Here is a 24,546-nt window from a genome sequence, read left to right as displayed (position 1 = left end):
GTTACACCTTCAGAATGCGTTCGCCGCGTCCGATCCCCGAGCTGCCCGTGCGGACCGTTTCGAGAATCGCGGTAGCGTCGAGCCCTTCGATGAAGGCATCGAGCTTGTCGCTCGCGCCCGTCAATTCGATCGTGTAGGTCTTTTCGGTGACGTCGATGATGCGGCCGCGGAAAATATCCGACATCCGCTTCATCTCCTCACGCTCCTTGCCGACCGCCCTTACCTTGATCAGCATCAGCTCTCGCTCGGTATGGGCGCCCTCGGTAAGGTCGACCACTTTCACCACCTCGATCAGGCGGTTTAGATGCTTCGTGATCTGTTCGATCACGTCGTCCGAGCCAATGGAAACGATGGTCATGCGCGACAGCGAATGGTCTTCGGTCGGAGCCACCGTCAAGGTTTCAATGTTGTAGCCGCGTGCCGAGAAAAGACCCACCACGCGTGACAGCGCGCCCGGTTCGTTTTCCAGCAGGACTGAAATAATGTGTCTCATGTTTCGCTTCTTCCAGATGTCGATGTATCGATGTATGCGGGCCGGTTCGCGCCGCTTCGTCCGCTGCCGCCCTTTGTGAAGGCGCGCGCGACGAAGCCAGCGTCAGAAACGGTCGTTATAGATCTTCCGAACCCATGAGCATCTCCGTGATGCCCTTGCCGGCCTGAACCATCGGCCAGACGTTTTCGGTCGGATCGGTCTGGAAATCGAGAAACACCGTGCGATCTTTCAGGCGCAGCGCTTCCTTCAGCGCCGGTTCGACATCCGCCGTGCGCTCGATGCGCATGCCGACGTGGCCATAGGCTTCGGCGAGCTTCACGAAGTCGGGCAGCGCATCCATGTACGAATGCGAGTAGCGCTTGCTGTATTCGATCTGCTGCCACTGGCGCACCATGCCCAGATAGCGGTTGTTCAGCGAAATGATCTTCACCGGCGTGTTGTACTGCTTGCAGGTGGACAGTTCCTGGATGCACATCTGGATCGAGCCTTCGCCCGTGATACAGAGCACGTCGTCATCCGGGTGCGCCATCTTCACGCCCATCGCCGCCGGCAGGCCGAAGCCCATCGTGCCGAGCCCGCCGGAATTGATCCAGCGACGCGGCTTGTTGAAGCGGTAGAACTGCGCCGCCCACATCTGGTGCTGGCCGACGTCGGAACACACGAAGGCATTGCCGTCGGTCAACTCCCACGCCTTTTCCACCACGTATTGCGGCTTGATGATGTCGCTCTTGCGGTCGAACTTCAGGCAGTCTTTCGAGCGCCAGGCTTCGATGTCCTTCCACCAGTCGGCGAGCGCCGCGGTGTCGGGGCCATGCTCGGCCGTCTGCAGCTGCTCGATCAGTTCCTTCAGCACTTCCTTCACGTCGCCGACGATCGGAATGTCGACCTTGACGCGTTTGGAGATGGAAGACGGATCGATGTCGATATGGATGATCTTGCGCGGACGCGACGCGAAGTGCGCCGGATCGCCGATCACACGGTCGTCGAAACGCGCGCCGATCGCGATCAGCACGTCGCAGTGCTGCATCGCCATGTTGGCTTCGTACGTGCCGTGCATGCCGAGCATGCCGAGGAATTTCTTGTCGCTCGCGCGATAGCCGCCCAGACCCATCAGCGTATTCGTGACCGGGTAACCGAGCAGATCGGCGAACTGGTTCAGCTCACGCGACGCATCCGCGAGAATGATGCCGCCGCCGGTATAGATATACGGGCGCTGCGCGGACAGCAGCAGCGCAACCGCCTTGCGGATCTGGCCGGAGTGGCCTTTAGTCACCGGGTTATACGAGCGCAGCGCGACCGACTTGAGCGGCTCGTACTGGCAGGGCATCTTCGACACGTCTTTCGGAATGTCGATCAGCACGGGACCAGGCCGGCCGGTACGGGCGATAAAGAACGCTTTCTTGACGGTGGCGGCGAGGTCGCGCACGTCCTTCACGAGGAAGTTGTGCTTTACGCACGGACGCGTGATGCCGACCGTATCGCACTCCTGGAACGCATCCTGGCCGATCGCGGCGGTCGGAACCTGCCCGCTGATCACGACCATCGGAATCGAATCCATATAGGCGGTGGCGATGCCCGTCACCGCATTGGTGACGCCGGGGCCAGAGGTCACGAGGCAGACGCCGACCTTGCCGGTCGAGCGTGCGTAGGCGTCAGCGGCGTGAACCGCAGCCTGCTCGTGACGCACGAGGATATGCTGGAACTTGTCCTGCTTGTACAGCTCGTCGTAAATGTAGAGTACCGAGCCGCCGGGATAGCCCCAGATGAATTCGACGTCTTCGTCGGCCAGTGCCTTCATGAGCACGGTGGCGCCGATAGAGCCAGTTTCGTGATGGGGAGTCGTATCCGACGTGGAGAATTCCGCGCTGGGCATATTCATTGTTCACCTTTCGAATTTTCGGCAAAAAATTGATCGGGTGCTCTCTGCCGGGCTTGTGGCTCGGGTTCAAGCGGCGCGTCCAGTTTGACAGGTGAGCTTCTTGGGCCACACCTCAAATGAGACAAGTCACTTATGTTGCGAACCGCTGACGATATCTGCTGTCACGATATTGGTCAAGCAGATATTTCCGCGGCGCGGCATGCCCCGGGGAGCGGGCAGGCACGTTTTACCGTCGTGAGCGGCGGTGGCCCTCTTTTCCCTGGTGCGGGCAAAAGTTTGTTAGCATCCGCGGGTTTTACGACATTTTTCGATCTATTACGCGCACGCCCGCTGCGCCGACCCCCAAACGGATGGCATCAGACAAGGAACTCGCCGATTTTCTGGCGGGCGTCGAGAGGCGCGCATTCAAGCAGACGGTCTACGCCGTGCGGGATGATGACGCCGCGCTCGACATCGTGCAGGACGCGATGATCAAGCTCGCCGAAAAATACGGCGACCGTCCTCCAGCCGAACTTCCCCTTTTGTTTCAGCGTATTCTCCAGAATACGATGCACGATCACTTCCGCCGGCAGAAGGTGCGCAATACGTGGGTCAGCCTGTTTTCCTCGCTCGGCGGCGCCGATGACGACGATTTCGATCTGCTGGAAACGTTCGAAGCCCAGGAAGGATCGGCCGCGGCGGAGAGCAGTGAGCAGCGCCTCGCGCGCGAACAGGTCCTGCAGCTGATAGACGAAGAAATCCAGAAATTACCTGCACGTCAACGGGAGGCGTTTCTCATGCGTTACTGGGAAGATATGGATGTCGCTGAGACCGCCGCCGCCATGGGCTGCTCCGAAGGAAGTGTGAAAACGCACTGCTCGCGGGCCACCCACACGCTGGCGCAAGCGCTCAGGGCCAAAGGAATCACGCTATGAGCTCCGCTCCCGATACAAAAGAACTCGAGTTTGCGCGGCAGCTGCGTCGTGCGCTCGACGAAACGACTGCCGCTCTCCCGTCCGCCACCGTCGACCGGCTCGCCGCGGCGCGCCGGACCGCGCTCGCCCGCAAGAAACCCGAACCGGCAACGGTGCCGGTGTTCGCGCCCGCGTTCGCCGGCGCTGCCGCCGGCATGGCGGCTCACGCGCCGTCGCCGGAATCCGGTACTGCCGGCAAGCCGCGCCGCTCGCCGCTGCGCCGTTTCGCGCTTGCCTGGCCGCTCGCCGCGCTGGTCGTGAGCCTCGTGGGCATTGCCTACTGGGAAGACCTGCAGCGCACCGCCGAACTCGCCGATATCGACGCCGCCATGCTGAGCGACGATCTGCCGCTCAACGCGTACCTGGATCACGGGTTCAACGCGTATCTGTCGCGCGCGCGCTGATCGGGGGCCGTTCGGGTGAGTTACAAGCGCGGCCTCGCCATTGTCTCCGGATGCGTGATCGCGGCGCTGGTGTCGTTCGCCGCAACCTGGCCACGTTTCAATCCAAAGCCTGTTTCCGCTTCGGCGCCCGTCGCCGGTGCGCCAGCCTCGTCGTCCGCGCCATCGCTGGGCGTCGATCTGCAGGGAATCGCCAGCAACAACCCGCTTTCGTGGTCCCATCTCACGGAAGCCGAGCGCGTCGCGCTCGCGCCGTTCGCCAGCCAGTGGAACACCTTCAGCGATGCACGCAAGCGTAAATGGATCAAGATCGCGTCACGTTACGCAAAGATGTCGCCTGAAGCGCAAAAGCGGCTCCACGAGCAGATGACCGAGTGGACCCGCATCACGCCCGAGCAGCGGCGTGTCGCGCGGGAGAACTATCAGGCGTCGAAGGAACTGCCACGCGAGGCACGCCGGAATGCCTGGAAGGCCTACCAGCAACTCCCGGAGGAACAGAAGCAGCGGCTTGCCGCGAGCGAGCACAAGCGCCGCCCGACCGTCGTCAGCGCGCCGCCGACCGGCAAATCCGAAGTCAAGGACATCGACCGCCTGGTGAACGCGCGTGGCGCGAGCGCCGTCGCGCCGGCGTCGGCTGCGGCCGTGCCGTTGCCCGCGTCCGTCGCCCTGCCGCCGGGCACGACACCCGCCGGCAGCTTCGTTCCCGCGACGCCGCAACCGGTTTCGCCCGCCGAAGCGCCGTCGATCTTCAACGGCTCCTGAGCCCCTTCTCCACGTCCAACGATCCGTGTCCAGCCCGTCCACTACCGCCGACCTGACCCCTGATCGCCCGACACCCGCGCCGACCGTGCGCCGCCGCCTGGCGACAATGCTCTACGAAGGCGTGATCCTGTTCGGCATCGTGTTCCTCGCCGGCTATCTGTTCAGCACGCTGACGCAGCAACGCAACGGCCTCACGCATCACAACCTGCTGGCCGCCTGGGTGGGTTTCGTGGTCGGTGCGTATTTCGTCTGGTTCTGGACGCATGGCGGCCAGACGCTGCCGATGAAAACCTGGCGCCTGCGCCTCGTCGGCGCCGACGGTGCGCCCGTGTCGGCGCCGCGCGCGATCGTGCGCTACATGCTCGCGTGGCTGTGGTTCCTGCCGCCGCTCGCGCTGCACCCGCTGCTGGGTCTCGCGGTGCCACAAACGCTCATCGTCGCGGCAATCTGGTTCGTGCTGTGGGCCGCCACCGGTCGTTTCGGCGCGAGCCGGCAGTTCCTGCACGACCGGCTCGCCGGCACGCGAATCGTCGAGCTCACGCGTTAGGTACACACGCCTCACCTCACGCGCCCACCCGAGGCCGCCCCTCAACGCTTCTCCGCCGCGCTTCCTGACGACGACGCCTGCCGCTGCGCCGGCGACGTCGTCACGCCCTTGCGACCGCCGAGGCGCGCGAACATCGTCCGCGGATCCATGCGCGTCTGCTGCAGGAACACGGCGACCACGATGATCAGCCCTTTCATCACGAGCTGCGTGTTGCTGTCGATGTTGTTGAGCAGCAGGATGTTGCCGAGAAAGCCGAAGATCAGCACGCCGGCTACCGTTCCCGCAATCCGTCCCACGCCGCCCATCAGGCTCGTGCCGCCGATCACCACCGCGGCGATCGCGTCGAGCTCCCAGCCGACGCCCGCGTCCGCCTTGCCCTGCCGGTATTGCGCCGCGTACAGCACGCCGACGAGCGCCGACAGCATCCCGGAGATCGCGTACGCGGCGATCTTGTTGCGATCGACCTTGAGGCCGGAAATGCGCGCGCATTTCTCGTTGCCGCCGATCGCGTACAGGTACTTGCCGAACACGGTCCGGTTCAGCACGAAATCCGCGATTAGCGCGATCACGACGAAAAAGAGTGTGGGCACCGGCACCACGCCGAACAGCAGCGCGCGCAGGAGTTCAATGTCCGTGGTCGCATTGCTGCCGCTGTAGATCGAGTAGACGGCCGTGTCCTGCCCCGCCACGAGACGCGCCACGCCCATCACGCCGACCATCGCGGCCAGCGTCACGATGAACGGCTGCATCCTGCCACGCGTGATGATCCAGCCGTTCAGCGCGCCGATTGCAAGGCCCGCGAGCGGCACCATCCACAAGACCGTCCACAGCGAAACCTTGACCGGCAACTGATGCCATGCGTACGCACACGCAAGCAGCGCGCAGACGAACCCAACCGCCATACGCGGGCCGTGGCGCCGCACATGAACACCCGAAGCGCCTTTCGCACGCTTGCGCCGCGCCAGCAAACCGCCCACCCCGCAGACGATGATGAAGATGCTCACCGCGTCGAGCCCGAGCGCCGTCCATGACGCGGTGTTCGAGCCGGGCGTCGTCAGCAGGATCGCGGTCAGCACGCTGCCGAAGCCCATCACCGAGCCGACCGACAGATCGATCCCGGCGGTGATGATCACGAGCGTCATGCCGACCGACATCACACCGACGTTCGCGACCTGACGGAACACGTCCGAGAAATTCGCCGCCGACAGAAAGATATTGCTGCCGTCCGCGGCATGCGGCGAGGTCAGCGCACCGAGCGCGATCAGTACGATCAGCCCCAGGTAGTATTTGACGTTCGTCAGCCACGCCCGCAGGCGTCGTTGCCGCGGGTCGGGCAGCGTATCGAGGGCCGGCTCATGGGTCGACTTATGGGCCGGTTCATTCGCTTTCAGCATGTTCTCTGTCTCCGGTCGATCAAGGCGAGGCCAGCTTCACGAGCTGTCCGGCGGAAAACGCCTCGCGCTCCAGCACGCCGGCCGCGCGTCCTTCACACAGCACGAGAATGCGGTCGCACATCAGCATCAGCTCGTCGATCTCCGAGCTCGCGACGACGACCGTCAGGCCGGCGCGCGCCGCCTGCAGGATCTGGCTGTAGATTTCCGATTTGGCGGCCACGTCGACGCCGCGCGTGGGCTCGTCGAGCAGCAGGATATCGGGCTGCGTCATCAGCCATTTGCCGATGATGAGCTTCTGCTGGTTGCCGCCCGAGAGCGTCGTGACGGTCTGCGCGACGCCGCCGCATTTCACGTTCGACGCCTTCGCCTGTGCTGTCACGCGCCGTGCGATCGCACGGCGCCGGTAGAACGGAAAGCCGTCGACACGCGCAAGGCTCGGCAGCACGAAGTTCGCTTCCACCGAATGCTCGGGCAAGAGGCCGTCTTTCTTGCGGTCTTCGGTGACAAACGCGACGCCGGCTTCGACTGCGGCCGCGGGCGTCGTGAACGCACGCCGCGAAGGGCCGATTTCGATTGCGCCTTCCACGCGATACGACGACACGCCGAAGAGCGTTTCCAGAATCTCCGTCTTGCCCGCGCCGAGCAGTCCCGACAGACCGAACACTTCGCCCTGCCGCACCTCGAACGACACGTGATCGACAACCGGACGATGATCGCCGTGCAGCGTCAGATCGCGCACGGCGATCATCGTGTCGGCGGCGGCGCGCAGTTCGCCCGCCTCGCGATGCGGCGTGACGAAGTTCTTGCCGATCATCATCGAGACGAGCTGTTCGGCGGATTCGACGCGGCCGATCGGCAGCGTCGCGATATGCCGGCCGTCGCGCAGCACGGTGACGCGATCGGCAAGATCGAAGACCTCCTGCAGACGATGGCTGATCAGGACGATGCCCATGCCGCGCTCGCGCAGTTCGCGCACGAGAACGGACAGCGCCTGCGTTTCGGTGTCGGAGAGCGCGGACGTCGGCTCGTCCATGATCAGCACGCGCGCGTCGGCGAGCAGCGCCTTCGCGATTTCGATCAGCTGCTTTTCGCCGATGCGCAGCGGCCCCACGAGCGCATCAGGCGCGGGCCTGAAGCCGAGTTGCGCCAGCACTTCACGCGCTTTCGCACGCATCGCGGCATGGTTGGGAAAACCGAAGCGCGTGGTGATTTCCTTGCCGAGAAAAAGGTTGTCGACGACAGAAAGACTGTCGACCAGATTCAGTTCCTGATGAATGATCGCGATGCCGGCGTCCATCGCATCGGCGCTGGTTCTGAACGCGACGGGTGTGCCCGCGACGGCGATCGTGCCCGCGTCCGGCAGATACAGGCCGCCGAGAATCTTCATCAGGCTCGACTTGCCCGCGCCGTTTTCGCCGACGAGCGCATGCACCTCGCCCGCAGCGATATCGAAGTCGATGTCGGTGAGCGCCGCGCTGCCGCTGAACGCAATCGAAATGCGTGATGCCGCGACGAGCGGCACCGCCGCACCTTCGTGCGAAAGTGGCGGCGTGGAGCGTTGCGCTTCGCGCGTGGTGTGACCGCCTGCTGCGTGTTGCATCATGAAAGCCGTTCGCCTCGTCGGTTGAGTCGGGTCAGCGTTGCGAAGCGTGCGCAGTCCGATCATGCGAGGACCGCGGCACGCACGGCTTGTGCCTGCATCAACCTCAGCCGGCCACGAACTGCTTCGCGTTGTCCGCGAAAATGCCCTGCGTCGGCAGGATCACCTTCTTCGGAATCTTCTCGCCGGCAAGCATCCTGAGCGCCTGACGCAGGCCCTCGGCACCCGGCGTCGGGTACACGAACGTCGCCGTCAGAATGCCCTTCTCGACCCACACGGCGCCTTCGTTCGGCAAGCCGTCCGCGCCGACGAACCTGATCTTCTTCTCGACGCCCGCGTCCTTCGCGGCGAGATACGCGCCGTACGCCATCGGATCGTTGTGCGCGAACACCACGTCGACCTGCGGATTCACGCGCAGCACCGTCTTCATATAGTCGTACGCCTTGTCCTGCTTCCAGTCGCAGTCCACGCGCTGGCCGACGGTCTTCAGCCCCTTCTCCTTGCCGATGAATGCCATCGCGCCGTCGTGCCGGTCGTGCGAAGCCTGCGCGCCAAAACCGCCCCACACTTCGACGATATTGCCTTTCGCCGCGCCCGGACCGCCCGTCGTCTTGACGATGAATTCGCCGATGCCCTTGCCGATCAGCGTGTTGTCGCCGCCGACGAACTGCGTGTACGCATCGCCGTTCACGGTCCGGTCGAGCACGAACACCGGGATGCCCGCCTTGTACGCTTTTTCGACCACGCCCGTGAGCCCGGCCGACTCCTTCGGCGAGATGAAGATCACGTCCATCTTCTGTGCGATGAAGTTCTCCATGTCGGCGTTCTGCTTGTCGGTGCGATCGTTGGCGTCGGCGATCACGAGTTCGACGTTCGGATGTTTCGCGGCTTCGGCTTTCATGTCCTTGTTGAACTGGACGCGCCACGGTTCGACCGTGGTCACCTGCGAAAACCCGAAGCGATATTTCTTGCCCTGGGCCTGCACGTATCCAGCCTTCATCACGAGCCCGGCAAACGGTGCCGTGACAAGTGCGCCAGTGATCAAGCGACGGTTGCGGTTCATCGACTGTCTCCATAATTTGCGCATTACGTGATGCGCGGTTGTGTGCCCCTCTCCTTCTCTCTCGTCCCTGTGCCCTGCTGCGTAAAAAATGAAACGTTCCAGTGCGCTTTCAGCGCCTCGCCGTCGCCTGCTGGTGATGCAACGTGGGCACGTCTTCCGGCACACGCGCGGTGCTCTCGCGCACCAGCAGTTCAGCCTTGAATGTCAGATGCGCGGGCTCGCCCCGCTCGCCGTTCAGAAGCTTCAGCATCAGCTGCCAGATCGCGTGTCCGATCGCTTCGACCGGCTGGCGGATCGAACTCAGATACGGGCGCAACACCGACATCCACGGCGCGTCGTCGAACGAGAGCAGCGAAATGTCTTCCGGCAGACGCAGATTCGCGTCCCGAAGCGCGCGCAATGCGCCGAGCGTCGTCACATTGCCGGCGGCGAAGAGCGCCGTTGGACGCACGGGCGCGCTCAGCACGTCGAGCGTCGATGCGTGGATTTCAGCGGCCGTCATCCCGCACTCGACGACCTGAATGAAGCTGTCGAGCCCCGCGCGGCGCATCGCGTCGATATAGCCGTCCGCACGTTCCTTCGAATTCACCAGATCGAGCGTGTTGACGAGAAACGCGATGCGCCTGTGACCCAGCGCGACCAGATGAGCGGTACCGTCGAGCGACGCACCGTGGCTGTCGGTCGTCACGGTATTCGCCGGAAACGTGTCGTCGACGCGATCGGCCATCACGAGCGGCACGTTGCACTCGCGGGCTTCCTTGATCGCGTGTTCATAGCCGCGGCACGGAATGATGATCATGCCCGCCACCTGGCGCGACATCACAAAGCGGATGCGCTCCATTTCGCGCGCCGGGTCTTCGTCGGCGTGCGCCATGATCAGCTGGTAGCCGTGTTCGAGCGCGTGGTTTTCGAGCGCGCGCGCGATATCGACGAAGAACTGGTTCGTGAGGTCCGGCAGCACGAAACCGATCGAACTCGGCCGGCCGCGACGCAGGTCGGCGGCGATGCCGTTGCGGCGATAACCCAGCCGGCGTGCCGCGTCCCACACGCGTTGCGCCCGCGCCGCGGAAACGCCGGGCGCGCCGGACAGCACCTTCGATGCCGTGCCGACCGAAACTTCGGCCGCATTGGCAACGTCGCGCAGTGTTGGAAGCAACCTGTTGGCCTCACCCATGGATTCCGTCAACCTGCTGGAAAAACGGGAATTGAAACGTTTCAGAGGATATGCAATCGATTACATGACTTCAAGGCAAGCCCACCTGGGGCTTTCCCGACGCGGTCCGTTATCGCTGCAATGCACAACCGGAGCGGCGCGCCTGCAAAGCCAGCGGCGGATTCATGAATACGCGCGTGAATACACACACGAGCACGTATCGCCGTAATAAGAACTTCTCGTGACTGTCACGGCACCGACACACGCCGATGGCCGAATGCACGTACCGCAACCCGACGCGTGAGCCATGGACAACCAGACGTCCGCGACTTCTCTCTTTCGCCAGACCGGCCCCGGCGTCGACCCCGTCGCTTTCGGACCGGGCGCCCTTCCCGCCAATGCCATTCCCCTGTCCCCGCCACCGTCGATACCGATGACGGGCACGGGCCATCACGAAGACGACCACGACGCGACGCATCGCTACCGCGCGATCTGGCTCTCGGATATCCACCTGGGTTCGAACGGCTGTCAGGCGCCGTACCTGCTGGATTTTCTGCGGCACAACGAATCGGAATACCTGTATCTCGTCGGCGACATCATCGACGGCTGGCAGTTGAAGAAAGGCTGGTACTGGCCGCAGGCGCACAACGACGTTGTGCAGAAGATCCTGCGCAAGGCGAGAAAGGGCACCCAGGTCGTCTACGTGCCCGGCAATCACGACGAAGGCGCGCGCCAGTTCTGCGACCTCGCGTTCGGCGACATCCACGTGCGCGGCGAGGCATTTCACACGACGCTTGCCGGCAAGCGCCTGTGGATCACGCACGGCGATCTGTTCGACGGCGTGATCCAGCACGCGAAGTGGCTCGCCTATCTCGGCGATTCGGCTTACACGCTGATCCTGCTGCTCAACCGCTGGTTCAACCGGATCCGCAGCCGGCTCGGCTTCCAGTACTGGTCGCTGTCGCAATACCTGAAGCATCAGGTGAAAAACGCGGTGAACTTCATCTCGTCGTTCGAACGCGTGATGACCGACGAAGCGCGCCGCCGCGGCTGCGATGGCGTGGTCTGCGGGCACATCCACAAGGCCGAGATTCGCGACATCGACGGCGTGCTGTATTGCAACGACGGCGACTGGGTCGAGAGTCTGTCGGCGCTCGTCGAGACGTTCGAAGGCGAACTCAAGGTGATTTACTGGACCGTCATGCGCTCGCCGGAAGCGAGCGCGCAAAAGGCCCGGGCGACCGCCGCTTAAAGCCCCTGTCACATCACGTCAACACCCGCTGGACACGCGTTACCTTTTCACCTTACCTGGGTCACAACGATGAAGATCATGATCGTCACCGATGCATGGGAACCGCAGGTCAACGGCGTTGTTCGCACGCTGAAGAACACGACGCGCGAGCTGACCGCGCTCGGTCATCGCGTCGACCTGCTGACGCCGCTCGAATTCCACACGATCCCGTGCCCGACGTATCCCGAGATCCGCCTGTCGCTGCTGCCGAAAAAGCGTCTGCGTCGACGTATCGGCGAATTCGCGCCCGACGCGCTGCATATCGCCACCGAAGGTCCGCTCGGTCTCGCGGCGCGCGCGTATGCGATCCAGCACAAGCTGCCGTTCACGACCGCGTATCACACGCGTTTTCCCGAGTACGTGCAGGCCCGCTTCGGCATGCCGCTCGCCGCCACGTACAGGTTCCTGCACTGGTTCCACAAGCCGTCGCTCGCCGTGATGGCGCCGACGCCCGTGGTAAAAACCGACCTCGAGAAATTCGGCTTCACGAACGTCGTGCTGTGGACGCGTGGCGTCGATCTCGACATCTTTCACCAGATGGACTCGAAGGTGCTCAACAGCGCGCGGCCGATCTTTCTGTATGTCGGGCGCGTGGCGGTCGAGAAAAACGTCGAGGCGTTTCTGAAGCTCGATCTGCCGGGCTCGAAATGGGTCGCGGGCGAAGGCCCCGCGCTCGCGGAACTGAAGTCGCGCTATCCGACGGCGAACTATCTCGGCGTGCTGACGCAGGCCGAACTCGCGAAGGTCTACGCCGCCGCCGACGTATTCGTCTTCCCGAGCCGTACCGACACGTTCGGTCTCGTGCTGCTCGAAGCGCTCGCGTGCGGCACGCCGGTCGCGGCGTACCCGGTGACCGGCCCGATCGACGTGCTCGGCGACGGCGGCGCGGGCGCGATGAACGAAGACCTGCGCGAGGCGTGTCTCGAAGCGCTGAAGATCGATCGCAACCATGCGCGCGCGTGGGCGGAACGTTTTTCGTGGGGTGCGGCATCGGAGCAGTTCGCCGCGCACCTGAAGCCGCTGCCGCGCCCGTCGTTCAGCGAGGAAAGCGCCGCCGCATGACGCGGCGCGCACAGTCCACCATGCAGGCGAGAACGTCTTCTGTCCGGCGTCCGTCCACGGACGCGCCTCGCGCGCCGCGTGACGCGGCGCGTCCTCACGTCGCCGATACTGCCGATGCCGCCGATGCGCGAAACGCAGGCGGCGATCCTTTCGACGACGATCCACATCCGGATACAAACGAAACCGATACGCACGCCGGCACACCCAGCGAACCGCTGAGTCCCGACGATCCGCTCGCGCCCTTGCCGTTCAATCCGTACAAGGGCAATCGCGGGCTCACGCGGGCATGGCACGCGATGAAGAATTCGCTGGCCGGTTTCCAGGTTGCGATCCGTGAGGAAAGTGCGTTTCGCCAGGAGCTGACGCTGGCGGCGATCCTGCTGCCGATCGGCCTGATCGTACCGGTCGAGCCGGTCGCGCGCGTGCTGCTGCTCGGCTCCGTGTTGCTGGTCCTGATCGTCGAGCTGCTGAATTCGAGCGTCGAAGCCGCCATCGACCGCATCTCGCTCGAACGCCACGAACTGTCGCGCCGCGCGAAGGATCTCGGCAGCGCCGCCGTGATGGTCGCGCTCGTGATGTGTCTGATGACGTGGGGACTGGTGCTGACGCCGCTCGTCGTCCGCTGGATCGACGCGTGGCGTTGAACCGGCGACTCACCTGAATAGCCTGGATGTCGTCCGGCGCACGGGCGCGCGGTAGCCCTGGTCAGTTTACGTCCGGTTTATAATCAGACGATCAATTCTGACAATACGAACCGCGTCCGGGTGGATTGCGCGACAGATGTTGCCGCGCACCAACCCGGCCAAACCAGGGCCGGACGACATGGAAGCCAAACCTCCCCGCCGCACCCGCGAACGGATTCTCGAGCTTTCGCTGAAGCTCTTCAACGAAATCGGCGAGCCGAACGTCACGACCACGACGATCGCCGAGGAAATGGAGATCAGTCCAGGCAACCTGTACTACCACTTCCGCAATAAAGACGACATCATCAACAGCATCTTCAGCCAGTTCGAGCAGGAGATCGAAAAGCGTCTGCGTTTCCCCGACGATCACCGTGCAACCATCGACGAAATGTGGTCGTATCTGCAGTACATGATCGATTTCACATGGCGCTATCGCTTCCTGTATCGCGATCTGAACGACCTGCTCGCGCGTAACCGCACGCTCGAAACGCATTTCAAGCAGATCATCAGCCACAAGGTGCGTTTCGCGAGCCAGTTCTGCGAGCAGCTGGTGACGGACGGCGAAATGTTCGCGACGCCCGACGAACTGCATGTGATCGCGACCAATATCGGTGTGATCGCCACCTACTGGCTGTCGTACCAGTTCGTGATGAACCCGCGCAAATACAACGAGCAGGAGACGATCCGCGGCGAGCTGCATCAGGTCAGCGTGCAGATCATCTCGCTGATGGCGCCGTATCTGCGGGGCCGCTCGCGTCAGATCTTCGACGATCTCGTTTCAGGCAAACTGCCCAGGCGCGAGTTTTACGATTACCTTCCACCCAGGGACGGCGCCGCGCCGCGCACAGAAACGAAGGACAGTTGAGCATGAAAGCGGTATGTGTCTATTGCGGCTCCTCGGATGGAGCCCGCCCTCTTTACGCCGAAGCCGCGAAGGCATTCGGCCGCGCACTGGTCAAAGCGGACCTCGCGCTCGTGTACGGCGGCGGCAAGGTCGGCCTGATGGGCGTGATCGCCGATGAAGTCATGGCCGCTGGCGGCCGCGCGATCGGCGTGATTCCCGAGTTGCTGGTGAACAAGGAAGTCGGCCATAACGGGCTGACGGAACTGCACGTCGTACCCGACATGCATCAGCGCAAGAAGATGATGGCCGATCTGTCCGACGCGTTCGTCGCGATGCCAGGCGGCGCCGGCACGCTCGAGGAGCTGTTCGAGGTATTCACATGGGCGCAGCTCGGCTATCACCAGAAACCGGTGGCCGTGCTCAACATCGACGGCTTCTACGATCCGCTCGTGTCGTTGCTGCGTCATACCGTCGACGAAGGTTTCATGCAGCAGAAGTACTTCGACATTCTGCAGATCGACGCCGACCCCGATTCGCTGATCGGCAAGCTGCAACGCTACCGGCCGCCCGCCACGGACAAATGGGCGCAGAACCGCGCAGCCGTCTGAGCGCCTCGCTCACCCATCGCCGGATATTTTTCTGAGCTTTTCGCCATGACCAAAGTCGTTCTGATCACTGGTGCAAGCCGCGGCATCGGACGCGCCACCGCGCGGCTTCTGGGCGTCCGCGGCTGGTCGGTCGGCGTGAACTACGCGCACAACGAAGCGGCCGCGCGTGAAACCGCCGCCGAAGTCGGCCGCGCCGGCGGCCACGCGCGCGTGATTGCTGGCGACGTCGCCGATGAAGGCGCCGTCATCGCGATGTTCGATTCGCTCGTGCACGCGTTCGGGCGCATCGACGCCGTGGTCAACAACGCGGGTATCGTCGCGCCTTCGATGCAGCTCGCGGATATGGACGCCGAACGGCTCAGGCGGGTGTTCGACGTCAACGTGTTCGGCGCGTTTCTGGTCGCGCGTGAAGCCGCCCGGCGCATGGCGAAAGATCGCGGCGGCGATGGCGGTGCGATCGTGAACGTGTCGTCGGCGGCGTCGCGGCTTGGTTCGCCGAACGAATACGTCGACTACGCGAGTTCGAAAGGTGCGGTCGATACGATGACGATCGGTCTCGCGAAAGAACTGGGCCCGCAGGGCGTGCGCGTGAACGCGGTGCGCCCCGGCCTCATCGATACCGAGATTCACGCGAGCGGTGGCCGCCCGGATCGCGCCGCCGCGCTTGGCGCACAAACGCCGCTCGGCCGCGCGGGCAGCGCGGACGAAGTGGCCGAAGCGATCGTGTGGCTGTTAAGCGATGCGGCTTCGTACGTGAACGGCGCGTTGCTGGACGTCAGCGCCGGGCGATAAGCCGGCGGCTGGCTGAACGCCGCCGCCCTGTCTGCGCGACGTATATCGGGCGAATATCAGGCGAATTCCAGCACGATCCGGCGCGTGCGCGCACTCTTCTTTTCCAGCTTCGCCACACGCAGCGCGCCGATTTCCTGCGTGTTGCGCACATGCGTGCCGCCGCACGGCTGAAGATCTACATCTTCGATGCGCAGGAGACGCACGCGCCCCAACCCCATCGGCGGCTTCACGCTCATCGTGCGAACGAGTTCCGGACGCTGCTCCATTTCTTCGTCCGTGATCCATTGTGTCGACACGCCGTGCGCACCGCCGACCAGTTCGGCAAGACGCGCTTCGATCATCTCGCGCCCGATCGGCTCGACCGTCGCAAGATCGAGGCGCGCGTATTCGCTCGTGATGCTGCAGCCGTCCACTGGATACGGCAGCACCGCGCAGATCAGGTGGCTCGCGGTGTGCAGCCGCATGTGCCGGTAGCGGCGCTCCCAGTCGATGGCCGCCGTGACCCGTACACCCGGCTGAAAGCGGGCCAGCAGCGCGTCCTGATCGGGCGCCGGCACGTGGACGGCGTCGTCGGGCGTGGCACCCTCGAATTTCGCCTTGCGCGTATCCGCGATGACAAGACGTGTACCGTCGGCAAGCGCCAGCGTACCGGCGTCGCCCGCCTGGCCGCCGCCGAGCGGATAGAACACCGTCTGGTCGAGATGAATACCCTGCTCGTCCACGGCCGTAATCGTGGCGTCGCATTGCGTGAGATAGGCATCGTCGCGAAAGAGCGCGCGCGTCGTCATGGGGAATCCTTCGTTATTCCGCGAAAAAATCATTATGCCGGGCAGCCCGGCGAGCCGGAAGTCAGCCGCCACGTCACAACCAGCCGGACTGTACCGGTCGTTCCGGCAGGCCAGCTTGCCCTCGGGCGATGGGCTACGGACTGGGCCGATGCCGGAAGCGCGAACGTCCGCTCAACCCGGCCGGTTGCGCATCCAGTCGGCGGTTTCGAAGAACGAATGCAGCAGCCGTTCGCGCAGCGTTTCCGGCAGACCGATGTCTTCCATCGCAGAGGCCATGCAGCGCAGCCACTGGTCGCGTTCATCCGAAGCAATCGCGAACGGCAGATGCCGCGCGCGCAGGCGCGGATGTCCGAAGCGGCCGACATAGTGATCGGGGCCGCCCAGCCAGCCGCACAGGAACCAGAAGAACTTGTCGCGCGAGCCTTCGAGCGTCGGCGGATGGAGCGCGCGGATGCCGGCGAATTCAGGTTCGAGGTCCATCAGGTCATAAAAGCGGTCGATGAGTTCGCGCACGCGCGTCTCACCGCCCACGAGTTCGAAGGCCGTGGTCTGCGCGGGCGCTTCGTCGATCGGATCAGTCATACGTGAAAAGAGAAGGAAGTCGAAAAAACAGGCAACGTCATGCGTCGCGCAGCGACTGGAGCGCCGGACGCGCCAGCACACGTCGCAGGCTCAGCCAGCCGCCGATGCCCGCGCACGCGATGCCCGCGGCAATCCCGGCTGGCGGCAGCCACGGGTCGAGCTCGAGATGAAAATCGAAGACGCGCGTCGCGAGCACCCAGCCGATGGCCTGCGCGCCCAGCGCCGCCATCAGGCCGGCGAGCGCGCCGACCGCGACGAATTCGGCCACCTGAACGGCACGCACTTGCGTATGCGATGCACCCAGCGCGCGTAGCAGCGCGGATTCTCGCATGCGCTCGTCGCGCGTGCCGGCGAGCGCCGCGTACAGCACCAGCACGCCCGCCGCGAGCGTGAACGCGAACAGGAACTGCACCGCGCCGATCACCTGCTGCAACACGCGCTGCACCTGCGCGAGAATCGGGCCGGTGTCGATCGCGGTGAGGTTCGGAAAGGTGGCGATCAGGCCGTCGATCGTCGCGCGCTTTTCGGGTGGTAAATGGAAGCTCGTGATGAACGTCGCGGGAAAATCCTGCAACGCGGCCGGCGGCATCAGCACGAAGAAGTTGACCTTGAACGAGCCCCAGTCGAGCTTGCGCACGCTCGTGACGGGCGCGTCGATCCGCAGTCCGGTCACGTCGAAACGCAGCGTATCACCGGGCTTCACGTCGAGGATTTTCGCGAGCCCCTGTTCGATCGAGATCTGCGGCGAAGTGGTTTTGCCATACCACGTGCCGGCCTCGATGCGGTTGTCGTCAGGCAGGCTCGTCGTGTACGAGAGATTGAACTCGCGATCCACGAGGCGCCGCGCGTCCTCGGACTTGTACGAATCGGGATTGACCGGCTTGCCGTTGATCCCGATCAGCCGGCCGCGCACCATCGGCGACAGTTCGGCACCCGGCAGGCCGTGCGCCGTCAGATACTGCGTCACTGCTTCGCGCTGGGCGGGCTGGATGTCGATGATGAACTCGTTCGGCGCATCGGGCGGCGTCGATTTGCGCCAGCCGGCGACGAGATCGTTGCGTGTCATCGCGATCAGCAGCAGGCACATGAGGCCGATGCCCAGCGCGGTGATCTGCAACGCGCTCGCGTTGCTGCGCCGTTCCAGCGAAGCCAGCGCATACCGCCAGCCGATGCCCGCGTTCACCCGCTCGCTGCGCACGAGCTTCGAGGCACCCCACAACGCGAGCCGCGCGACGAGCGCGAACACGAGCAGCCCGCCCGCGAAGCCCCCCGCGACGATGCCGCCCAGCTTCAGTTCACCCGCCGCGACGATCAGCAACGCCGCGAACAGCACGATGCCGAGCGCGTACGCAGCCCATGCGATGCGCCCCTCCTCGCCCCACTCGCGGCGCAGCACGCGCACCGGCGGCACACGCGTGAGCGGCAACAGCGGCGGCAGCGCGAAGCCGAGCAGCAGGACGAGACCGGCCGCGACGCCTTCGAGCGCGGGCCACGCGGACGGCCACGGCAACGCGACGTCGATGAGGCTCGCGAGCCACCACAGCAACGCAAGATGGCCGCCAAAACCGAGCAGGACGCCCAGCGCGCCGCCGATCACGCCAAGCCCGATGAATTCGAGCGTGAAGAGCGCGCGCAGCGTTTTCTGGCTGACGCCGAGGCAGCGCATCGCCGCGCAGCCGTCGAGGTGTCGGCGCATGTAGCGATGCGCGGCCATCGCGATCGCGACGGCCGCCAGCAACGCCGTGAGCAGTGAGACAAGCGTGAGGAAATGGCTCGCGCGGTCGAGCGTCTGGCGCACCTGCGGCTGGCCGTCCTGCAACGATTCCAGCGCGACGCCGCGCATCTTGCCGCCATCGACGCGCGCATGCGACCACTGCGCGAACTGCGCGACGGCGTCGTCCTGACCGGCGACGAGCAGGCGATACGTGACCCGGCTGCCGTAAGCGATCAATCCGGTCGACGCGAGTTCGTCGTCGCGCATCATCAGGCGCGGTGAAAAGTTGACGAACGAGAACCCGCGGTCCAGCTCACGCGTGATCACCGCGCCAATCGTGAACGTGCGGCTGCCGACCTTCACCGGATCGCCCACGCGCAGCTTCAGCGCATCGAGCAGCGCCGGATCGACCCACACGGTGCCTTTCGGCGGAATCGCGCTGGCGGCGTGGTCGGGCGCATCGGGCGCGGGGGCGATGCGCAGCGCGCCGCGCAACGGATAGGCGTCCGACACGGCCTTGATCGCCGCGAGCCGCGACAACGGCTGGGCCGCCGTCGAACTGATCATCGAAGGGAAAATCGCGGTGCGCGCCGTGTTCAGCTTCAGCGCCGTGGCTTCCCGGCTGAACTGCGGATCGACCGGATGATCGGCGCGCACGATGAAATCGGCGCCGATCATCTGTCGCGCGTCGCGCTCGAGCCCCTGATGCAGGCGGTCGGCAAGAAAGCCGACGCTCGAGAGCGCTGCTACGGCCAGCACCAGCGCGAGCAGCAGCATCGTCAGTTCGCCCGCGCGCCAGTCGCGCAGCGTCATGCGAGCGGCCTGCGCGATGAGATCAGACAGCGTGAAGCGGCGCGCTCGCCTTGCGCCTGCCGAAACGTTGATCGAAATACGCTGCGAGTCGCTCAATCGTGCCGGCTCCTGACGAGTCGCGACACCATATGGTTCGCCATCCCACGAAAACCGCCCTGCACGCCGCGCCACAAACGCGGCAACGCCCACGCGGCCGCCATCAGGAAACCGATCAGCAGCAGCAGGAACAGGAACGGCACGAAGAGCGCGAGCAGCAGGCCGCCGAACACGAGCCCATCCTCCGCGGAAGACGCGACCACGTTCGACACCGGTTCCGGCGAGAGATTGATCAGCGCCCGCGTGCCGGCCTTCGCCAGATGCGCGGTGCCGGCGAGCGTGCCGCCCGCGAGCGCCGCGACGGTCAGCAGCGCCGGATCGGCGTGCCCGAGCGCACCGGCTGCAAGCATCGCACCAGCGGGAATGCGGATGAAGGTGTGAATCGCGTCCCAGAGGGAATCGAACGCGGGAATCTTGTCGGCGAGGAATTCAGCGACGGTCAGCACCGCGGCGGCGCCGATGACCCACGGCGACGACAGTACGGACAGCGTTTCGGGAAGATGGATGAAGCCAAGCCGTTCGAAGATGCCAGCCAGCAACACAGTCAGATAGAGGCGCAAGCCGCTACCCCAGGAAAGGCCTGCTGCAAGCGAAAGTGATTCAAGCATGGCTGCCTCCTGACGCGCTGCACCTGGTGGACGGTCGTTCACGCGCGTCGCACGGGCGACGTGCATGGCGAACCCACTGGCCGGCACGGTGACGGATCTCGCTGCGCCAGCGCGGTCGATCAGACCCGAAGCGACGCCAGACCAGCCGCGCGAGGCTCTTTGTGACTGGATCTGGTTTCATTATAGCCACGTTGATTCGCAGGCCGCTGAATGACGTCCGGGAAGGACACCCGGCGTTGCGCGACATCCACGGGCGGGGCGGGGCGCTCCGCCTGTAACCGGTGCGCTCAGTGGCCCGAAGACAGCTTCAGCCCGATCAACCCGACGACGATCAGCGCCGCGCTCGCCACCCGCGCCGCCGTCAGCGCCTCGCCCAGCATCACGATGCCGAAGATGAATGCGCCGACCGCGCCGATGCCCGTCCAGACGGCGTAAGCCGTGCCGAGCGGCAACTGGCGCATGGCCATCGCGAGCAGGATGAAACTGCCGAGCGCCGTCACGACCGTGAACGCCGACGGCCAGAAACGCGTGAAACCTTCGGAGGATTTGAGACCGGCCGCCCATGCGACTTCCAGCAAACCGGCGATAAAAAGAAGAATCCAGGACACGAGGGACCTCCATGGATGAGATGGGGTCGTCCCGGCTATACAGAACACGTGCAAGGTCGTCCTTACACAGTCGCGATTATATCAAGACGGATCTGGCCGCGCCGGGCCGGGATATCCGGAATCATATGATCATGTGGCGCCGACGAGCCGGTAGCCGACACCCGTTTCGGTCACGATATGTTCCGGCTGGGCCGGATCGCGCTCCAGTTTCTGCCGCAGATGCGCCATGTAGATGCGCAGGTAGTGATGACTTTCGACGTGCGAGGGGCCCCACACATCGCGCAGCAGTTGACGGTGCGTCAGCACGCGGCCGGCGTGGCGCACGAGCGTGGCGAGCAGACGGTATTCGAGCGGCGTCAGATGCACGGGCGCGCCTTCACGGGTCACCTGGCGCAACGCCAGATCGACCGTGATCGCGCCGAAATGGACCTGCGGCGCTTCGCTCGCCCCGCCATGGTTGCGCCGGCGCAAATGCGCGCGGATCCGCGCGAGCAGTTCGGACACACCGAACGGCTTGGTCAGGTAATCGTCCGCGCCGGCGTCGAGGGCCGCGACCTTTTCGCTTTCCTGCGTGCGTGCCGACAGCACGATGACCGGCAGTTCGCTCCAGCCGCGCAGTTCGCGGATCACGTCGAGGCCGTCGGTGTCGGGCAGGCCCAGATCGACGATCACCAGATCGGGTTTGCGCGTGGCGGCTTCGACGAGACCCTGCTTGCCGGTCTCCGCGTCGTGGACCACCATGCCCTCGCCTTCCAGTGACGTGCGCACGAAGCGCCGGATCTGTTTTTCGTCTTCGATCAGCACGACGGTAATGCTCGGGTCACTCATGGGCGGGCTTTGAAATTGGCGCGGGTACATCCGGCTCATCGAACGAATCCAGCAAATCGGACGCTTCGGGTTCGGGTGGTGGGGTCTCCACCGGCAACGTGAACCAGAAGCGCGCGCCTTCGATCCGTCCGTCGGATGCGACGCGACTGGCCGCGCCGATTGTACCGCCATGCGCGTCGACGATCGCGCGGCAGATTGCAAGCCCCAAGCCGATGCCAGGCTTCGCCGATTCCTTCTCGCCGCGCGTGAATTTCTCGAACACGCGCGTTTCCATGCCGGCAGGCAAACCCGGGCCGGCATCGTCGACAGTCACGCGCACGAACGGCTTGCCGTCGTCTTCGATGCGTTCGGCGCCGATCGCAAGCGGCGTATCCAGCGGCGCGTATTTCGCGGCGTTTTCGAACAGGTTCGAAAAGAGCCGCTCCATCAACACCGCGTCGAGCTGAAGCAGCGGCAGATCGAGCGGCAGCTTCACCTGCACCGGATGCCGCGCCAGCACCCGGCGGCACGCGCGCAACGCGGCGCCCACCGTCTCCTCGAGCAGCGACCACTGGCGATTCAGCTGCAAGCCGCCCGCCTGAAGCCGTGCCATGTCGAGAAGATTCGTGACGATCCCCGTCATCCGCAGCGCTTCTTCGTGAATCGCGTCGACGAGATCGTCGCCGGGTTTCGGCTCCACGTTCGCTTCATGCTGCTGCGCAAGCATCGATGAAAAGCCGACGATCGCCGTCAGCGGCGTGCGCAGGTCGTGCGAAATCGCCGACAGCAATGAATTGCGCAGGCGCTCCGATTCCATGTTCACGAGCGCATCGCGCGCGATGTCGACGTAATGCACGCGTTCGAGCGCGAGCGCGATCTGCGCGGCGAAGGCGTCGAGCATACGCTGCTGTTCCGGCACGTCGAGCTCGCGATCGTCTCGCGTGACGACCGCGAGCACGCCGCGCGTGCGCATCGGCGCCTTTAACGGCAGATAGAGCGCGGTGGCGGCCGGCAGCGTATCGGTACCGTGGCCCGCCGGTTTCTGCTGGTCGTAGACCCACTGTCCCACGTCGATATCGAGCGCGGCACCATCGAGCGTGACGGCCGGATCGGTTTCCTCGATCTTCTGCCTGACCTGATCGGCGCTGTCGGGCAAAAGGATCGCGACGCGCGCGCGAAACACGTCGCTCACATGCCGGCTACCGATGCCGACGATCTGTTCGGTCGCAAGCGCCGCAGCCAGTTCGCGCGCCATTTCGTACATCGCCCCGGTGCGCTGCTCGCGGCGCCGCGCGACGCTCGCCTCGTGGCGCAGGCTCGACGTCAGATGGCTGATCACGAGCGCCGTCAGCAGCATGCCGAGGAACGTCAGCAGATATTGCGTATCCGTCACCGACAGCGACATACGCGGCGGCACGAAAAAGAAATCGAATGCCGCGACGCTCATGAACGACAGCACGACGCCCGGGCCGCGCCCCAGCTTTGCCGCCGCGAAAATCACGCCGAGCAGATACAGCATGACGAGATTGGTCAGATCGATGTGATTCTCGAGCCGGCTCGCCACCACCGTGATGACCGAGCAGATCGCCAGTGCCCCGCCATACGCGGACGGCGACGAACGTCGCTCGCGGACCGCGCCCAGCGCGTCCCGCCATGCGCTTGCGCCGGCATCCAGCGGCGCGTGGCGCACGCTGGCATCGCTTTCGTGCGGCGCGCCGATCAACGTCAGATCGAGGTCGCCCGCGCGCTCCGCGATGCGATCGCCCAGCGGACGGCGAACCCAGCGCGTAAAACCCGAACGCGACGAAGCACCGGCCACGAGCTTCGATACGTTGCGCACCCGCGCATAGCCGATCAGCGCGGCGACGGCATCGTTGCCGGCGAGCGTCGCGGTTTCCGCGCCGAGTTCGGCGGCGAGCTTCAGCGCGTTGAGCGTGCGCTCGCGCCGCGCGTCGGGCAGCCGTTGCAGCTTCGGCGTCTCGACATACACGGCGATCCAGTCGGCCCGCAGACTCGCGGCGAGGCGCGCGGCGCCACGCACGAGCATGGGCGCATCCGGTCCGGGTCCGACGCAGACGAGCAGACGGTCGCGCGCCTGCCAGATACGCTGGATCGACTGGTCGGCGCGGTATTCGCGCATCTGCGCATCGACCCGGTCGGCCGTGCGCCGCAACGCGAGTTCGCGCAACGCGATCAGATTGCCTTTGCGAAAGAAATTGCGCACCGCGCGCTCGGCCTGCTGCGGCAGATAGACCTTGCCGTCGCGCATCCGGTCGAGCAGCTCCTCGGCCGGCAGATCGACGAGCGTGACTTCATCCGCGCCGTCGAACACGCGGTCGGGCACCGTCTCCCAGACCCGAATGCCGGTGATCTGTCCGACCACGTCGTTGAGGCTTTCGAGGTGCTGCACGTTGACCGTCGTATAGACCTCGATGCCGGCGTCGAGCAGTTCGTGGACGTCCTGCCAGCGCTTCAGATGTCGCGCGCCGGGGACGTTCGAATGCGCGAGCTCGTCGACGAGGATCAGTTGCGGCTTGCGCGCGAGCGCGGCGTCGAGATCGAATTCGCCGAGCTTGCGGCCGCGATATTCAATCTGCGCAAGCGGCAGCACATCGAGGCCGTCGAGCACCGCGGCGGTTTCGGTGCGCCCGTGCGTTTCCGCAATGCCGACGACCACGTCGACGCCCTCGTCGGCACGACGGCGCGCCGCCTGCAGCATCGCATACGTTTTTCCCACGCCCGCCGAAGCGCCGAAGAAAATCTTCAGCCTGCCACGCTGGCTTCTGGCTTCCTCGCGCTGCAGCCGGTCGAGGAGCGCATCGGGATCGGGTCGGTTCATGCGTAGTCGTTCCAGGTTGCCGCCGCGGCGTGCGCGCGGGCGGCAGGTCATCTGTGCATGGTCGCACGCCAGTGAATCCGCTGCAATTTGATGCGCCCGTGCGAACGCAAAAGGCGGCGCGCGAGCGCCGCCCTGACGTGCACCTGCTGCATGTCACCCGTCAAAA

At 64.8% G+C, this 24,546-nt stretch carries 24 protein-coding genes; 11 read left to right on the top strand and 13 right to left on the bottom strand.

What is annotated here, in order from left to right; genetic code table 11:
- Window position 1: 1 nt before the first annotated feature.
- Both ilvN and LPA34_RS21470 read right to left on the bottom strand, forming a co-directional pair.
- Window positions 2-493, bottom strand: a complete 492-nt coding sequence (ilvN, locus tag LPA34_RS21475; protein ID WP_228982006.1) for an acetolactate synthase small subunit — start codon at window positions 491-493, stop codon at window positions 2-4.
- A 115-nt stretch (window positions 494-608) separates the two neighbouring features.
- Entirely contained in the window at window positions 609-2,372 is a 1,764-nt protein-coding gene (locus LPA34_RS21470; protein WP_228982003.1) for an acetolactate synthase 3 catalytic subunit, read from the bottom strand.
- Window positions 2,373-2,722: 350 nt separating this feature from the next.
- On the opposite strand from LPA34_RS21470, the gene LPA34_RS21465 reads away from it, so the two are divergent.
- Genes LPA34_RS21465 through LPA34_RS21450 form a run of 4 tightly spaced genes read left to right on the top strand, consistent with a single transcriptional unit; the run spans window position 2,723 to window position 5,035 of the window.
- Complete coding sequence (locus tag LPA34_RS21465; RefSeq protein ID WP_228982000.1) at window positions 2,723-3,286, top strand: RNA polymerase sigma factor; 564 nt, start codon at window positions 2,723-2,725, stop codon at window positions 3,284-3,286.
- Window positions 3,283-3,729 carry a DUF3619 family protein gene (locus LPA34_RS21460; protein WP_228981994.1) on the top strand — a complete coding sequence of 149 codons (447 nt, stop codon included), beginning with the start codon at window positions 3,283-3,285 and terminating at the stop codon, window positions 3,727-3,729. Before LPA34_RS21465 ends, LPA34_RS21460 begins: the two co-directional genes overlap by 4 nt.
- Window positions 3,730-3,744: 15 nt before the next feature.
- Window positions 3,745-4,488, top strand: coding sequence for a DUF3106 domain-containing protein (locus tag LPA34_RS21455; protein WP_228981992.1), 744 nt, complete (start codon window positions 3,745-3,747; stop codon window positions 4,486-4,488).
- A gap of 25 nt (window positions 4,489-4,513) precedes the next feature.
- Window positions 4,514-5,035, top strand: coding sequence for an RDD family protein (locus LPA34_RS21450; RefSeq protein ID WP_228981990.1), 522 nt, complete (start codon window positions 4,514-4,516; stop codon window positions 5,033-5,035).
- Window positions 5,036-5,076: 41 nt separating this feature from the next.
- On the opposite strand, the gene LPA34_RS21445 is transcribed toward LPA34_RS21450, so the two are convergent.
- The 4 genes from LPA34_RS21445 to LPA34_RS21430 form a co-directional block, all read right to left on the bottom strand.
- Window positions 5,077-6,429 (bottom strand): ABC transporter permease, encoded by a 1,353-nt coding sequence (locus tag LPA34_RS21445; RefSeq protein WP_228981988.1) that lies wholly within the window; start codon window positions 6,427-6,429, stop codon window positions 5,077-5,079.
- 19 nt (window positions 6,430-6,448) lie between these two features.
- Window positions 6,449-8,032, bottom strand: coding sequence for a sugar ABC transporter ATP-binding protein (locus LPA34_RS21440; RefSeq protein WP_228981985.1), 1,584 nt, complete (start codon window positions 8,030-8,032; stop codon window positions 6,449-6,451).
- 103 nt (window positions 8,033-8,135) lie between these two features.
- The gene (locus LPA34_RS21435) at window positions 8,136-9,092 is read right to left on the bottom strand and encodes a substrate-binding domain-containing protein (protein ID WP_228981981.1); all 957 of its coding nucleotides are present in this window, start codon (window positions 9,090-9,092) and stop codon (window positions 8,136-8,138) included.
- Between the two features lie 109 nt (window positions 9,093-9,201).
- The gene (locus LPA34_RS21430; RefSeq protein ID WP_228981979.1) at window positions 9,202-10,248 is read right to left on the bottom strand and encodes a LacI family DNA-binding transcriptional regulator; all 1,047 of its coding nucleotides are present in this window, start codon (window positions 10,246-10,248) and stop codon (window positions 9,202-9,204) included.
- Window positions 10,249-10,264: 16 nt separating this feature from the next.
- Between LPA34_RS21430 and LPA34_RS21425 the strand changes: the two genes are divergently transcribed.
- From LPA34_RS21425 to LPA34_RS21395, 7 genes are all read left to right on the top strand, one after another.
- On the top strand, window positions 10,265-10,474 hold the full coding sequence (locus LPA34_RS21425; RefSeq protein ID WP_228981977.1) for a hypothetical protein: 210 nt from the start codon (window positions 10,265-10,267) through the stop codon (window positions 10,472-10,474).
- A gap of 78 nt (window positions 10,475-10,552) precedes the next feature.
- Window positions 10,553-11,497: a UDP-2,3-diacylglucosamine diphosphatase gene (locus tag LPA34_RS21420; protein WP_228981975.1), complete on the top strand. Its 945-nt coding sequence runs from the start codon at window positions 10,553-10,555 to the stop codon at window positions 11,495-11,497.
- 69 nt (window positions 11,498-11,566) lie between these two features.
- The gene (locus tag LPA34_RS21415; RefSeq protein ID WP_228981973.1) at window positions 11,567-12,598 is read left to right on the top strand and encodes a glycosyltransferase family 4 protein; all 1,032 of its coding nucleotides are present in this window, start codon (window positions 11,567-11,569) and stop codon (window positions 12,596-12,598) included.
- On the top strand, window positions 12,595-13,242 hold the full coding sequence (locus LPA34_RS21410; RefSeq protein ID WP_228981969.1) for a diacylglycerol kinase: 648 nt from the start codon (window positions 12,595-12,597) through the stop codon (window positions 13,240-13,242). The genes LPA34_RS21415 and LPA34_RS21410 overlap by 4 nt, the downstream gene beginning before the upstream one ends.
- 178 nt (window positions 13,243-13,420) lie before the next feature.
- A complete protein-coding gene (locus tag LPA34_RS21405) occupies window positions 13,421-14,146 on the top strand; it encodes a TetR/AcrR family transcriptional regulator (RefSeq protein WP_228981968.1) in 726 nt (241 codons plus the stop codon).
- A 2-nt stretch (window positions 14,147-14,148) separates the two neighbouring features.
- On the top strand, window positions 14,149-14,733 hold the full coding sequence (locus LPA34_RS21400) for an LOG family protein (RefSeq protein ID WP_228981966.1): 585 nt from the start codon (window positions 14,149-14,151) through the stop codon (window positions 14,731-14,733).
- Between the two features lie 45 nt (window positions 14,734-14,778).
- Window positions 14,779-15,525: an SDR family oxidoreductase gene (locus LPA34_RS21395; protein ID WP_228981964.1), complete on the top strand. Its 747-nt coding sequence runs from the start codon at window positions 14,779-14,781 to the stop codon at window positions 15,523-15,525.
- A 56-nt stretch (window positions 15,526-15,581) separates the two neighbouring features.
- On the opposite strand, the gene LPA34_RS21390 is transcribed toward LPA34_RS21395, so the two are convergent.
- From LPA34_RS21390 to LPA34_RS21360, 7 genes are all read right to left on the bottom strand, one after another.
- Window positions 15,582-16,313, bottom strand: coding sequence for an alanyl-tRNA editing protein (locus tag LPA34_RS21390; RefSeq protein WP_228981962.1), 732 nt, complete (start codon window positions 16,311-16,313; stop codon window positions 15,582-15,584).
- A 171-nt stretch (window positions 16,314-16,484) separates the two neighbouring features.
- Entirely contained in the window at window positions 16,485-16,895 is a 411-nt protein-coding gene (locus LPA34_RS21385; protein ID WP_228981960.1) for a group II truncated hemoglobin, read from the bottom strand.
- A 37-nt stretch (window positions 16,896-16,932) separates the two neighbouring features.
- Window positions 16,933-19,422 (bottom strand): ABC transporter permease, encoded by a 2,490-nt coding sequence (locus tag LPA34_RS21380; RefSeq protein WP_407672552.1) that lies wholly within the window; start codon window positions 19,420-19,422, stop codon window positions 16,933-16,935.
- A gap of 92 nt (window positions 19,423-19,514) precedes the next feature.
- On the bottom strand, window positions 19,515-20,126 hold the full coding sequence (locus LPA34_RS21375; protein WP_228981956.1) for a DUF4126 domain-containing protein: 612 nt from the start codon (window positions 20,124-20,126) through the stop codon (window positions 19,515-19,517).
- A 287-nt stretch (window positions 20,127-20,413) separates the two neighbouring features.
- Complete coding sequence (sugE, locus tag LPA34_RS21370; protein ID WP_228981954.1) at window positions 20,414-20,734, bottom strand: quaternary ammonium compound efflux SMR transporter SugE; 321 nt, start codon at window positions 20,732-20,734, stop codon at window positions 20,414-20,416.
- A 129-nt stretch (window positions 20,735-20,863) separates the two neighbouring features.
- Window positions 20,864-21,562, bottom strand: a complete 699-nt coding sequence (kdpE, locus tag LPA34_RS21365) for a two-component system response regulator KdpE (RefSeq protein ID WP_228981953.1) — start codon at window positions 21,560-21,562, stop codon at window positions 20,864-20,866.
- The gene (locus LPA34_RS21360; RefSeq protein WP_228981952.1) at window positions 21,555-24,380 is read right to left on the bottom strand and encodes a DUF4118 domain-containing protein; all 2,826 of its coding nucleotides are present in this window, start codon (window positions 24,378-24,380) and stop codon (window positions 21,555-21,557) included. The genes kdpE and LPA34_RS21360 overlap by 8 nt, the downstream gene beginning before the upstream one ends.
- Window positions 24,381-24,546 lie beyond the last annotated feature (166 nt).

Source organism: Paraburkholderia gardini, from assembly GCF_907164575.1.
Taxonomy (GTDB): domain Bacteria; phylum Pseudomonadota; class Gammaproteobacteria; order Burkholderiales; family Burkholderiaceae; genus Paraburkholderia; species Paraburkholderia gardini.
Note: the sequence above shows the minus strand (reverse complement) of the source record. Positions and strands in the feature narration are given on the sequence as shown.